Origin of the sequence: Aeromonas sp. WP2-W18-CRE-05 (genome assembly GCF_014168615.1) — a bacterium.
Classification (GTDB): Bacteria; Pseudomonadota; Gammaproteobacteria; order Enterobacterales; family Aeromonadaceae; genus Aeromonas; species Aeromonas caviae.
Window position 1 is genome coordinate 2,927,283 of the sequence record NZ_AP021917.1, and the last position, 13,321, is coordinate 2,940,603.

Consider the following 13,321-nt stretch of genomic DNA (forward strand, 5'->3'; position numbering starts at 1 on the left):
AACCTCAGTGACGATGGTGTTTGGAATAAGTGATGTGGTTGCTGATGGTAACGATGTCGCTATCTGACCAAATCAGGTAGTGGCGATGCGGGTGTTAGCACTTTGGAGTATCAGATCACCTCCTGCTTGCGGTTTCCTGAACGCGAAATGCTTGAGGTAAAGCACTTTTTGCTCCCTGTAATACTTGCCCCTGCCAAGCATGAGCAAAGAGCCTATGGCTGTAGCGACAATCCCCCTCAATGGCATATGGCACAAGGCTTGACAGTGGTAGGTGAAAACCAGCTTGCCGTTCATGACATACTCTCTTGACGCCGCTTTAGATGGACTCATTATATGTAGCCTGTATACTCATGACGATACTGGTTACATACACATGTCGCATTTTGGAGCACATATGACACCCAAAGAACTCACCTGGGATCAAACCCTGCGTTTTCGCCTGCTGGAGATCGTGCTGCAGTGGGAGGGGAGGCTGACTACCAATCACCTGATGAAAGCCTTCAATATTGGCCGCCAACAGGCCTCGCGGGATATCAACCACTACCTGACCTGCTACTCGCCAGAGGGACTGGTCTATGACAAAAGTCTGAAGGGATACAAACCCACCGAGCAATTTGTGCCCCACTTTAGTGAAGGCAAGGTGGACGAGTACCTGATGCTGCTGCACCGGGAGAAGCAATATCAACGCCAGCACGAATCAGGGGTTCTCACCCTACCCTTGATGGATCTGCGCTACGGTCACATAGAGATCCTGGATGTGCCAAACCGCCATATCGATCCGAAGATCGTACGTGGTTTGGTGCAAGCGGCTCGGGGCCAATTACGGGTGGATGTGGACTATGTATCGCTGAGCTCAGAGGAGCAGAGCGGTCGCAATATCGTGCCCCACACCCTGGTCTATGATGGGATCCGCTGGCATGTACGGGCTTATTGCGAAAAGAAAGGGGAATATCTGGATTTTGTGATGAGCCGCTTTCGCGGAGAGCCGGAACTGTTGGATGCCTCCCCTCACGGCCGGGATCAGGATCTGGAGTGGAACACCCTGGTCACCGCCCTAGTCACCCCCAATCCTAGCCTCAGCGAAGGGCAGCAAGCCATCATCGCCAAAGACTATGCCATGACCGGTAACCAGCTGTTGATCAGCCAGCGCATCCCCTTGATGCACTACGCACTGGAGCGAATGCAGGTTAGCTACAACGGCGAGCATGAGCACCATCCCCTACTTTACCCGCTGGTGCTGGCCAACCGGGAGGAGCTAATTCAGCAAGGATGCACCTTCAAGCTCAAAAATGTAGATTATTAACCACGGCAAAAAAAGAGAGGCATGACGCCTCTCACATTTTTAGTCTTAATGTCGTAGGGCTATGACCCAATTTACCTGAGTTCAACGACATTAACTTTTTGCGTTTATTTCAACCTATCCATAGCGCTTTTTATCGCCATACCAGTTTGAATATTCCTGTCTTGGCTGTCTGAAACGATCACTTCCGAAGTACGAAGTGACTGCCGAGCTTGAAGAGGTTTCTGGATTCGCTCTATTACACTCATTGTGTCATGGTAACCCTGCTCAATCCATGAACCGATATACTGGGCAGTAAAGCCTAGCAGATCCTTTCCACCTCCAAATAAACCATCATGACGTTTTAAGGAACTTTGCGGGCGAATTTCCAACACAGTAGTGTCTGGGAAATTGTGGCGGTCCCACGGCGAGCCATCGCTCAGGTGGGTGACAATCACCATATTGCAACCAGCGTCAACCAAAGGTTTTACTGGTGTGTTGCCCTGCATTGTATGCCAGCCTCCCATTCCACCGTCACTGTAAAGCACACCATTAATTTCGCGTGATTTAAACAATAAGGGTAACGCGGCAGAGGCTAGCAACGCCTCTTTCTGTTGATTGACAGGTAAACTTTGTACGTGATGGAACTCCGAAATACGAGTCGATCCGACCCCAAACTCGGTGGCTATGCAATTAAGAATATCTTTCATGCCACCTTCTGTAGGATATAAGGAAACGTACAATGGCAACCCAGAAGATAAGGCATCGATATCCAGATAGCGGTTCATCAAGTCGATAAGTGGCTGATCAGATAACAACGAGTCACTTTGCTGCCCTACCCCCCCCGTAACCAATGCAGCACGACTGAGAGCCTCGAATATAATGCCTCCCGCTTTGCTTAGTACTGGTGTGCCGAACCCTAAGCCAAACTGTGTCAGTAGTGAGAAATAGATAGATTTGTTTATCGCTAGCACCTTGCTATTGCCAAGATGCGACCAAATTTCCGCCATCCTTTCCGCAGCCTGAGCCAAAGTATCTGAAGAGGCCAAAATAGCCCCATTGAATGCACCGATACTAGCACCAGAAACAACATGAACATCTGTACCGGATTCAGCCAAGGCTCTGACCACACCAACCTCATAAGCACCTATGGCCCCCCCACCGGAAAGCGCCAGCCCTACTTTCATCGGCTGATCCATACTAACTCCTTGCTGAAGATTTCATCGACCATCGCACCAGCAATGCGTTCTGCAGAACACAACCGTGGCATACGTATAGGCAGAGCACTGTATGACTGTGTAGTAGACCAGATGATGGGATGAGTATCTTCATTACACCAGTCCGCCAACCAGTTAATGGCTGCGGACCAGTCACTGTGTTGCTCATGCTCACCCTGCCAGGTTAACCAACTACGCGTGTCGTGGCACATCGATGTTGGACTGTTATGGTCTTCTGCAAGCTGAACCACTGCTCGATTTCTTAGAATATCCAGTAACTGTTTTGCCTGTTGCGGTTCACCATGGCGGATCACTTCACCAAATGCCCCCCAACGCAGCTCTTCCAGTGCAACATAGCAACGTCCAGCCAGAGGTAGGAGTGAATATCGACCTGCTTTCCAAATGGAAAATATTTGTTCCAAATGCAGCTGGCCGCGTTGCAGCCGATCGACACTACGAAGTTGTTGTTCCAGATGATGTAACTGTTTATTAACTTGTGTCGCCAACATGTTCAACTGTTCGCGAGTGTCTGCAGAATAGTGCGCAATGGTAGCGGTATCCTGCATCAACGAACTGACCCTATCGTTCACCTGTGCAAGCGCATAGTTAGTGGTAGCAAGTGATGACGTTAACTCGGTAAGCCAATTGAGAGAGGCCTCCACCCCATCTAGCAACGATGCATTGATGGCTTGTTGACGTTGGGATGATCGTCCACTGAATCCCTCTTTAATGCGCCGAAAAAAGGATTGATCCGTTTGTTGACGCACATGGTCGTGAACCACGTCTATCCCATTGGCGAAGTCAACAATAAATTTCTCTGGCAGGCATGCCAGAATTTGGCATGCCTCACTATTAGGAAATGTTGCAGTAAATGATGATATCACAGCATCGGCTCCAACTCTTTCTTGAGTATCTTACTGTCACTGATCATCTCCGGTGTTAGCTTTCTCAGAACACTAAGGCGCTCAGTCAATTGTTCTTGTTCTTGCTGGCTACTTTTATGATCTTCTGTGCTCTGGATCAGAGTATGTCGAAGCTGCTCCACCTTGCCTTTGAATGTAATGAAGAAGCTTTCAATCTCTTTGAGAATTGGGGCGTTGACTTGCTGATCAATAGCGTTATTCAGTTTTTCAAAATGCTCTTTGGTCTGATTTCTGACAGCATTCTTAATTGTATTAATATTCACCACACTACGGGTGACATCTTCTTTATAAGTTTCCCAGCCCCAATCATCTGTGTTAAACCAACCGCATAACGTTCCCCACACGCCACTGGATCGACGATGCCGTGTTTCGCTAAATGTTTTCTGCTCTAGCAGATTAGCTATACGAGTGTCGGTGGCAAGATGAGTCTTCAACTCACTGACTTTCGGGAAAGATATTTTCACAGTAAAACCATCTTCCTCCAGACGTGAGTTAATTTGGCTTGCAATCTTATCAACTGCTAACATTGTTTTAGAATGAAAGCTGCCTTCAATGCCCCCCACAATTTTGGTCAACATTGGTTTAATTTCTTTTTCTTTTTCAGCTAAAATACTAATCACTGACTCTTCAATCTTTTTAATAAACTGCATTGCTTCAGTATGTTCAGAAAATTTAACTTCTGGATTTTCTGGATCAAAATCACGAGTTTGCTGCCCAACACTTCCAGCCAAGGCCCCAAATAAAGTGCCGAAAACCCCTCGTTTATCACTTTCTCCACTGTTATTTTTGCCATGTTTTGAATGACGTTCAAATTCCTTGTTCAGCGCTTCTTCTTGGCGCTTCCCTTCTTGGAAGTACTTATCCAGTTCTTTTTCCAACTTGCTTTCAGCGTTATTTAACAAGTTTTTAGTTTCATGGGTGATTTCCCCCATGACACACTCCACCTCCTTATCAACTTCTTGCTGACAAGCCGCAACCTCCTCAATGTCGTTGATAAGGCCTTTAATTTGTGTCTGTAAGGTATGGATACTAGCTTGCAACCCCTGATGACGTAACGACAGATATTCGTCGATATTTTCAGCATTCTGTACCAGCTTAGCTGCAGCAGAGTCAACTGCTAGCGCTGCGGCTTTCGCATGAGCAGCTTGGATCACTTCAGTAATCAGTTTCTCAAATAGTGATGTACGCCAGATTGTGTTTGCCTTTTTGAGCACAACGCCCACATCAGCAAGAACATCATCTTCCTCTTCTCTCCAGTCGAGACCAAATGCCATTTTGGCAAAATCATCAACCCATTCTTCGCTGACAGAGAGTTTACCTGCTTGATCTACTACACTGCGCGCTCGGTTTGCCAAATAAGCTCGAAGAGATGAACCAGGGTAAACACGATCACTGTTTAGTGCGCCGCTATCTAGCATGGCGGGAATTGCCTGTTTAACGGTCTCAGCGTTGTCGCTATTAGCGTTTTTTTGATCGAATTTATTGACCAGTACAAATAGGCGACCAGCAGCAACCTCTGCAATAGCGTTTAATTCTTTACGTACTTGCTGATCCGCCTCTGATTTCAGCTGGGTGTAATCTAGCACCGCAAGAACAGCGGAGGCTTTTTGTAGCTGATCGCGCATCATTGCTTGTAGCTGAGGTTGACCTGCCTCATTAGGGCCAGGTGTATCTAAGAGTGTCAGCGTACCTTGGCTATCATCCATTCCGACAAGGTGGCTAAACTCTACCTCAATTACTGGGAGTTTATGGACTTCTTCGTAGGCAGAAAAAGGGAAATCCACACGTAACGCTGTAGCCAAACGAACCAAGTCGTTAAGCGAAGCGAGACAAGAAAATATATCCTCTTCACCATAGTAATTGCCTTTAATCCATGTATTATCAGCAATAATATCTAGCAACTTCCATAGTGCCTGATCTTTTTTCAGCTCAGTGAGTAGTTTTTTACCATCTTCAGTATCGATTTTCTTCTGCAACGTCACGAACAGTTTCTGGATAGGCTCAATATTATCGAGTCGCAACTCTGGTATTATTTTACGCGGCACATGACGAATCAAGGTTGGAATCGATGTCATCGGGCGATTGCGGTTGGGTAGGATCTCTTTGCCGACAATCGCGTTAATGGTCGTGGATTTACCCGCTTTCATAGTACCCACAACTGCAAGGACCATTTCTTTCCCGAGAATTTTTTTTTGCTCCCCCTGCAACTCTTCAATTCTCTTTTCAGCTTTACTGCGATCAAACAATTGAGCATTGCTATCGCCCAGAACTTTCGGTTCTGTGAGCATTTTTTGCAGCAAGTCTATGTTAAGTTCTAACAATCTTTCGGCTTCATGACACAACAACTCGATATTATTCTCGTGCATTATTCTTCCTTATTTTGCTCATTTTTAATGCAAAAAACACACTCTGATAACATTTTCTTACGCATTCGCTCTTGGACGAACGAACATGCCAAATCTGTGATGGTCTGATGATATAGATTGGTAATCTGGATTTTAAGTACTGTACAGACTCACATGTCACATTTTCAAGCACATATCAGCATGAACCATGCATACCAGACCTGAACCCACCACATATCACTTTCCGCCCAATAAACCGGCAGCCAGGGCGCCCGGACTTCGCTCTGCCAGCGCGATGGTTTACCATGCAGGCAATTGCGGTGCATGGCACCCCCACCCAGGCGCCAGGCGCCGCCGTCATCGGATACTCCTTTCGAGCAACATGAGCACATCAGCGCACCCGGCCAGCGGGCCCACGTTCTACTTCCACGTTTATGAGACACAGCAAAAAGCCTTTGATTTAAATATAAAATAAAAGGATTCGTTTTAATCTGTACTTGGTTTTGTACTAATTCTGATATGTGGGCTTTCTGTTTCTTCTTTCGGCGCTGATTACACCAATTCTACCTCTGGCACATCACCACTGTTCGGCTTCTCGGCCTCGATGTCGCAGGTGTAGCCGCCAGTGCAGTCGAGCGAATGGGTGACGCGGGAGATCAGCCATTGGCTGTCGATGTCTGGCCGAAATCCTGTGGTGGTCAGCGGTGCTTCTGCCAGATAGCCGGGGTCGCCGACTGCTGACAGTGCCAGTGTCTCCTGTGCCCGCTCCCTACGCGACAGCTCGGCGCGGGCGGCGGACAAGGCCATCTCTTCGGTCGGGTAGTATTGGCGCAGGCGGCGCACTGGCTCCCCCTGCCCCACCTTGACCTCGTTGCGCTTGGAGTTCTTCACAGCATGCCAGTAGGCGACCACCATCCCGGCTATTTCCCGCTTCGACTTCACCAGGCGGTAACTCGAGCAGTCTCCGGCGGTGATGGTCACCGGTGGCAGCGGCTTGCCGCTGACGGAACGGGACTCCCCTCGCTTGGATAGGATCAGCTTGCCAGCGGCTGGCTTGATGATGGCGTCATAGCGCTTGGCCATGCGCACCAGCAGGTTGATATCTGACTCGTCTGATTGATCGGTGTGTGGCAGCGCAATAGCGGCCAGTGACGGCGCCACAGCTGCCTCCATGCCGTGTTCGGTGGCGATGGTCTTGACCATGTCACCCAGGGTGGTGCCCTTCTTCCAACTGCGGTTTTTCTGGGTCTGCAGGTTGGTCTTGCCACCCTTGCTCTTGTCGTATGTTGCGGCGCGGGCTCTGATGATCAGCTGAGACGGCCAGCCTGCCAGCTCTGCCTCATCGAACACAAACAGCCCCATGTACTGGTTTACCCCGTCATAGCCTAGGTAGAGCTCAAGCTCTGCCCCTTCCGGAGGGATCAGCAACGGCTTGTCCGGATCGGAGTCGTCCAGGGTGATATCCAGCATGTCTGACTCCAGCCCGACCGCATCGGTCAGGGTCAGGCTGACAAAGTGCTCGCTTATCTGAGCTGTGATGTCTGACTTGTTGGCAATGATCTGCCATGTCGGCGCGATGCGGTCTGTCAGCTCCACAGCCTGACTCCCTGCTCCTGCTGCTGCGGGGCGATGTCAGGCATTTTGACCAGTACACCGGCTGGCAGAACAGGGCCGAGATCGGCAATGCCGGGGTTAGCATCGAGCAGTTGCTCGACCACCCGCCCCTCGAGCGTTTCGTAAAACTTCCACGCGATGTAGTCCAGGGTGTCGCCGTCACTGGTGCGATAGGTCTGCATCATGCCCCCAGCGTCTGATTAAAGTTGGATGTTTCGGCATGCACCCGGGTTGACTCAACGGCCGACCGGCTGCAAGAGCTGGTGCAGCTGCGAACGGCGGTGATCGCCTCCAGATCGGTGGTGGTCATGGTGCTGGATAGCAAGGTGGCCGCGCCGGATGCCACCGCACCGGCATTGGATGCCGCAGAGGCCGCCGACATCACGCCATAGATAGCGGATTGCACGTTCTCCAGTGAGTTCAGATTTTTGCTGGCCTCCTTGAGGTTGCTAACCTGACTTTGCAGATCCCGGGCGGTGCGGATGCTGTTTTGCACCGTGGCAATGACCGGCCCAACCGCATTGCCGATCTCGGCGGCTTTGGCCTGCACAGCATCGAGGGCGCTGGTCATCGAGCTGATCGCCGATCCGACCGTGGCAATGGCCCCATCTGCGAAGCTGCCAAGGCCTGAGCTGGCGGTGGTACCGCTGGCCAGCTTGCCGAGCGCGTCGATCTGGTTGGTAGCCGAATCAGGGAACCGCTTGAGCGCAATGGTGAACTCCTGCTTGCGCGGGGCCCCTGCGGCGGCAAAGGTGCCCTGCTTCTCTTCCAGGCTCTCGATCACCCAGCGCCCCATCATCTGCCCTGCCCCACCTACCAGATTGAGCGGCTGACCGCCTCCGGCGAGCTGGCGCATCTTGTCGAGCTGGCCACCACCACCCTTGTAATCCGGATAGATGACGCCCACCAGCAAGATCGCCTCGCTGGCTGGGCCGGTGTATTGCAGGTTTGGCTGCTTGCCGAAGCGATCCTGTGATGCCCAGCGGTATTCGCTGCGGCGGGTCAACTCCTGATAGGCTGCGGTGCTGATGCTGAACTGGAAGGCCCCGAGCTGCATCATCACGCTGGGGCCAATGGAAAGGCCGATCATTGGGCGATAACTCCGTCTGTCATCATGCTTCGCTGGCGAACGCCACGGCGGCGCTCTTGCTCGTCAAGAATTCGCTTTGCCAAATCCTGCTGGCTCTCGCCTGGGCGCTGCGTGATGTTGAATACATGGCTGCCCTCGGTGTAAGAGTTTCCACCACGAGCAGAAGCCATTGCTGGTAGTGATGGCAATGCAGGAGCGAGATTGTCAAGGCGAGGAGTTGCCAGACCTGATGTGTCGCTGGCAAAGCCAAGAACTGATCCGATAGAGCTCATGTTGTTGATGACCCACGTAATGCTCTCGATCAGCCACCTGATTGGTGTATACAGCGAGTCAATCGCCTTGCCGAGCACTATGCCAAAATTCTTGCCAGCCGCACTGGCCTTGCCCAGCTCATCCTTGGTGTAGGTAACCGGTTCAAGCAGTTTTTTGAACCCTTCCCATAGCGCGGTTACCTTGTCAGTAATGCCAAGCGCATCGCCAAGGCCCTTCCATGCATTAATGACTGGTTCCAGTCCGACTTTGATGCCGTCGAATACGCCCCCCATGAAAGCTGAGACGCCATCCCAGTGTTTGTAAATTTCAAGACCAGCAAGAGCCAATCCAGCTATTAGGGCGCCTATCCCAGTTGCAGCAAAGGCGAGACTAACACCACGAAAGGCTGCTCCAACCAATGGTAATGATGATGCTGCACCGCGGGCTGCACCCCTTATTCTACCTAGAACTCCGACACCAGAAGACCACCCTGCCATTGAGGAATTCCAAACCTGTTTTCCAGCCTCAACCACACCAGTAAAGTTTTCGAAACTTTCTTTTACTTCATCAAATTTTTCTTTTGTATCACCAATTACGCTCGTAAACAGGCTAAATCCAGATGCCGCCTCGGGTGCAGAATCAGCAATATCAGAAATTACAGATCCGGCCTTTAGCTTTGCTAAAACGGCTACAACATCTAACGCGCCCTCCTTAAAAAACGTGAATGCATACTTTGCAGCTAAAGTGCCAACCTTTAGTGTTGTAAATGCGGCAGCGGTGCCAATAATGGCCTTTGTTACTTCTTTGTTTTCCCTTGCGAAGTCGGCAATAGCGCCAACCATTGGTGAAACAGCCTCAAAAATATCATTGATTACAGGCAGCAGCACAGACCCGAGATTGACCGCTACCTCTGATGTGCGGTTCTTCATCAGCGTCCACTGGGCGTTGGTGGTCTGCAGGCGGGCTGCGAACTCGCGCGACATGCTGCCTTTGGCCGCTTCGCTATTGGCCAGCGCCAGCTGGCGGCGCCACTCTTCGGTGTTGTTGGCGAGTTTGGCCAGGGTGTCGGAGTGCTCAAGGCCCACCAGCTCAACCATGACGCCAAGCTGTTTCTCTTTCGGCAGCTTACCGATCGCATCCATAACCTTCATCATGGTGCCGGTGGCGTCTTGCTGCATCCCCTTCTGAACTTCCGCAGCTGAGATCCCAATTTCTTTCAGAGCTGATTTGAATTTCTTGGCGCCCTTGTCAGCAGCGGCAAACTTCTGGAACATCGCATTGGCTGCGGTGCCTGCCGTTTCAGTGCGCTCACCAAGGGTAAGCAGGGTCGAGCCAAGGGCGGCCATCTCCTGCCCAGTCACCTTGACGGCCGAGGCCACGCCACCGGTGCGGGTCAGAAACTCGATGATATCGCCACCTTTACTGATGGCGTTATCGTCCAGGTAGTTGATGGAGTCTGCCAGCTCGCCGATCACCGGGATCGGGATCTTGAACAGACCGGCAATCTTGCCCATATTGTCGGCCAGTTCACCCGCTGGCAGCTCGAAGGCGTCAGCCATCATGGCCGAGGTGCGGGTGAAGTCGATCAGTTGGTCGCGCGCAACCCCCATACGGGAACCTGCGGTGACCATGTCGGCAATCTCATTGGTGGCGAGCGGGATGTCGCGGCCGAGTTGCTGGATCTGCTTGCCCATCTCGTAATAGACAGAGGTGAGTTTGCCGCTTGAGTCGCGGGCTCCGTCAACCTGCTTGGCTACACCCAGCATGGCCGTTTCAAATCTGGCGGCCATGACCACCGGAGAGGCGACTGTTGCGCCAAGCGCGACGGTATCGAGGATTTGTCCGCGATATTTATCGCGGGCGTCAAGGTTGGCCTTCTGTGCCTGCTGCACCTGATTCAGGCGCTGCTGAGCTGCCCGCATCTTGTCGATCTGCTGGGTTAGCTGGGCGTAACGCTCGCGCATGCCGTCAACATTGCGGCCTTGCTTGCCGAATGTCTGGATTGACTGAGATAGGAGCTTTTGCTGCCGTTCGGCATTGCGAATGGCGGAGCCAACCTCGGCGACCCCGCCCTTTACCGAACCAAATGCAGATTTGAGACTGGAGGCAACCGCCCCGCCGATGGTGATGGTTGCCGAGAGTTTTTTATTAGCCATCGTCTTTGGGCAGCCCCTTTATCCACCAGATAAACCGTGACGTGCGCAGGGCGCTGATTTCCGCCAGTGACCAGCCTGTGTGGGAGGCCAGAGCTAACACCGAGTGGCGGAACTCGTCAGGTGTTAGTCGGTAAAAACGCCGTAAGCCTTCTGCAGGCGGCCGTAGTCACGCAGCGGGAACTTGCGCACATCTTCAGGTGCAACACCACACAGGTTGGCGAACAAGGTGATCTCTTTGGCTGCATCGCTTCCGCTCATCTGGAAAGCGATCTCTTGATCGCCAACGGTCGGCTCGCGCATGCGCAGCACGTCAACTTTGGTGCCGCTAATGCTTGCCGGGCGTGACAGGGTGATATCGGCGCTGCCGTCATCGTTGAATTTCAGGTATTCAGGGAGTTCTTTTTCCATGGTCTCACCGGTTTGAATGGATGAACTGGCAGGGCTGGCCTGCCAGCAGGGTTAGATGCCCAGCGCGTTGCGGGCAGCGGCCAGAATGTCTACGCCGTTGATGATGCGCACCATGTTCTCGGCGTCGATCTCGTGCACCACCTGATCGCCGTGCTGCATCTTGTAATAGGTCAGGCTCATGGCCACCTTGAGCGGCGGCAGGCTGCCAGGCTTGCTGGTGCCGGGGTCGAGTTCTGTGATCTTGCCGCGCATGGTGTGTACCACTGCGGTGGTGGTGCCATCGAACGACTCGAGCTGTTCACGCAGCACCAACGGCACCCGGGCGCCTTCGGTAACGCCGAACAAGGCCAGCACGTTGCGGTCATAAGCCATCAGGCTGAAATCGGTCACCATCTTTTCCATGCCCATGGTCACATCAATGGGCACATCCATCCCGCCGGCCCGAAACTCTTCGGTCTGCAGGGTCAGCTTGGGGGCGTTGAATTCATCGACCTGCCCGGCATAGCCGCGGCCATCGACGAAGGCGTTAAAATTCTTGCGAATGTCGCGGGCTGCCATTTAGAAGATCTCCGTGATGTAGTCGTTCACCAGATGGCTGCGGAACGTGATGTGCTCAGCCGGGTACACCGGAGTAAAATCAAAGTCGAAATAGATTTTACCTTGGGCGATCTGGTCTGCAGTGTTCAGGTCAGGGTCAATCCAGCACTCACCACCGAGAATGGCACCCTTGTTAACCAGGCTGCGCAGGTAGGCGTTAACCCCCTCGGTCACATCTGTGACGTAGTTCTTGGTGATGCCGCGATCCACTGCCCACAGGTGATTCACCAGAATGGACTCGTTGATCATGTCAGCGGTACGCACCACGCAGAGGAATGCCCATTTCTGATCGCTCGACAGGGTGCGGTTACCCCACAGGAGATAGCCACCCTCGCGGATGATGGTGGCGACCTTCTTCTCGTTGAGCAGGTTGGCCCGGCTACTGGTGTCGCCCAGGGTGAAATCGATGGGGCGAGCCGTACCGATGATGCCGTTGATGTTCTGGTTCGACGGTGACCACCAGAATCCTCGCTCGTTATCACTCTTTGCGATAAGCCCCGCAACGCAGGGTGATGCCCATTCGGTGACGTTGTTGCCGTCTTCGTCGGTCTTGATGACCTTGGGATCAACCAGGAACACCCGCTTGCTGCCAAAGTCGCCAGCGTAGGCGATAGCATCGGCGTCGGTGGTGTTGGGGCCATCAGCAATGATGACCGCGCGCATCTTCTCGGCGATGCCGATCAGCTCGGCCACTACGGCGTTGCCAACGGTGCCATAAGAGGCAGTCGCGGCTGCGCCAGTGCCGCCACCGCCAGAGAAGGCAACTGTCGGTGCGGCGGTGTAACCGCTGCCGGCATCTTCCACGATGACAGAGACCACCTTGCCAGCATCGGTACCGGTACCGAGTACCGCCTTGGCTTTGGCGCCAGTGCCGGAGCCGCCACCTGAGAGGGTGACAGTCGGGGCGCTGGTGTAGTTCTGACCCTGAGTGGTCACAGTGATGGCGGTCACGCCACCGGTGACCCGCTTATCGGTGAAGCCGGGGGCGATCAGTATCTTCGGCGAGAAGCCAACAGCGGATTTCGCACCCAGGAAGGCGTGAACCCCCTCATAGTTGCCGGTCGTCGCATTGACGCCGCCAAGGATGTTGGCAAGCGTGTCAGTGTCGCTGGTGCCCTTCTCAACCCGCACCACGATGATCACCGCGCCGCACTGGTCAAAGATGGAGTCGATGGCCGCCGGTAGCGTCCCTTCGCCGGTGCCCAGCGTATCCAGGCCAGCCGCTTCACGACGACTGCCCGCGATCAGCACAGGGGTGTTGAGCGGGAACTTGGTCACATCCGCGTTTGGTGCGGTACCGATCAGGCCAATAACGCTGGAGCGAACGGTGGTGATAGGACGGGGACCGGAGTCAATATCGATGACCTCGATACCATGAAGGAACAGTTCAGACATGTGCTTGGCCTCGATGGACACGGTTTATGATCGTGCCGTCATCAT

At 52.9% G+C, this 13,321-nt stretch carries 12 protein-coding genes; 1 reads left to right on the forward strand and 11 read right to left on the reverse strand.

Features of this window, described 5'->3' with window-relative positions:
* Positions 1 to 72: 72 nt before the first annotated feature.
* Positions 73 to 294, reverse strand: a complete 222-nt coding sequence (locus H7R73_RS13640) for a hypothetical protein (protein ID WP_042863749.1) — start codon at positions 292 to 294, stop codon at positions 73 to 75.
* Positions 295 to 394: 100 nt separating this feature from the next.
* Here H7R73_RS13640 and H7R73_RS13645 point away from each other — a divergent pair, with 100 nt between their 5' ends.
* Positions 395 to 1,303 carry a WYL domain-containing protein gene (locus tag H7R73_RS13645; RefSeq protein WP_042863748.1) on the forward strand — a complete coding sequence of 303 codons (909 nt, stop codon included), beginning with the start codon at positions 395 to 397 and terminating at the stop codon, positions 1,301 to 1,303.
* A gap of 104 nt (positions 1,304 to 1,407) precedes the next feature.
* On the opposite strand, the gene H7R73_RS13650 is transcribed toward H7R73_RS13645, so the two are convergent.
* The 10 genes from H7R73_RS13650 to H7R73_RS13695 form a co-directional block, all read right to left on the reverse strand.
* Entirely contained in the window at positions 1,408 to 2,478 is a 1,071-nt protein-coding gene (locus tag H7R73_RS13650) for a patatin-like phospholipase family protein (RefSeq protein ID WP_042863747.1), read from the reverse strand.
* Positions 2,463 to 3,380, reverse strand: coding sequence for a diguanylate cyclase regulator RdcB family protein (locus H7R73_RS13655; RefSeq protein WP_182951180.1), 918 nt, complete (start codon positions 3,378 to 3,380; stop codon positions 2,463 to 2,465). Before H7R73_RS13655 ends, H7R73_RS13650 begins: the two co-directional genes overlap by 16 nt.
* Positions 3,377 to 5,785: a dynamin family protein gene (locus tag H7R73_RS13660; RefSeq protein ID WP_182951181.1), complete on the reverse strand. Its 2,409-nt coding sequence runs from the start codon at positions 5,783 to 5,785 to the stop codon at positions 3,377 to 3,379. The genes H7R73_RS13655 and H7R73_RS13660 overlap by 4 nt, the downstream gene beginning before the upstream one ends.
* Positions 5,786 to 6,316: 531 nt before the next feature.
* Entirely contained in the window at positions 6,317 to 7,360 is a 1,044-nt protein-coding gene (locus H7R73_RS13665) for a contractile injection system protein, VgrG/Pvc8 family (RefSeq protein ID WP_197971158.1), read from the reverse strand.
* A complete protein-coding gene (locus H7R73_RS13670; RefSeq protein ID WP_442859277.1) occupies positions 7,351 to 7,563 on the reverse strand; it encodes a tail protein X in 213 nt (70 codons plus the stop codon). The genes H7R73_RS13665 and H7R73_RS13670 overlap by 10 nt, the downstream gene beginning before the upstream one ends.
* Positions 7,560 to 8,468, reverse strand: coding sequence for a phage tail protein (locus tag H7R73_RS13675; RefSeq protein WP_197971159.1), 909 nt, complete (start codon positions 8,466 to 8,468; stop codon positions 7,560 to 7,562). The genes H7R73_RS13670 and H7R73_RS13675 overlap by 4 nt, the downstream gene beginning before the upstream one ends.
* Entirely contained in the window at positions 8,465 to 10,876 is a 2,412-nt protein-coding gene (locus tag H7R73_RS13680; RefSeq protein ID WP_182951182.1) for a phage tail tape measure protein, read from the reverse strand. The genes H7R73_RS13675 and H7R73_RS13680 overlap by 4 nt, the downstream gene beginning before the upstream one ends.
* Positions 10,877 to 10,999: 123 nt before the next feature.
* The gene (locus H7R73_RS13685) at positions 11,000 to 11,284 is read right to left on the reverse strand and encodes a phage tail assembly protein (protein ID WP_182951183.1); all 285 of its coding nucleotides are present in this window, start codon (positions 11,282 to 11,284) and stop codon (positions 11,000 to 11,002) included.
* A 51-nt stretch (positions 11,285 to 11,335) separates the two neighbouring features.
* Positions 11,336 to 11,842 carry a phage major tail tube protein gene (locus H7R73_RS13690; RefSeq protein WP_182951184.1) on the reverse strand — a complete coding sequence of 169 codons (507 nt, stop codon included), beginning with the start codon at positions 11,840 to 11,842 and terminating at the stop codon, positions 11,336 to 11,338.
* Positions 11,843 to 13,276, reverse strand: a complete 1,434-nt coding sequence (locus H7R73_RS13695) for a phage tail sheath C-terminal domain-containing protein (RefSeq protein ID WP_182951185.1) — start codon at positions 13,274 to 13,276, stop codon at positions 11,843 to 11,845. It abuts the gene before it with no gap.
* Between the last annotated feature and the right edge of the window lie 45 nt (positions 13,277 to 13,321).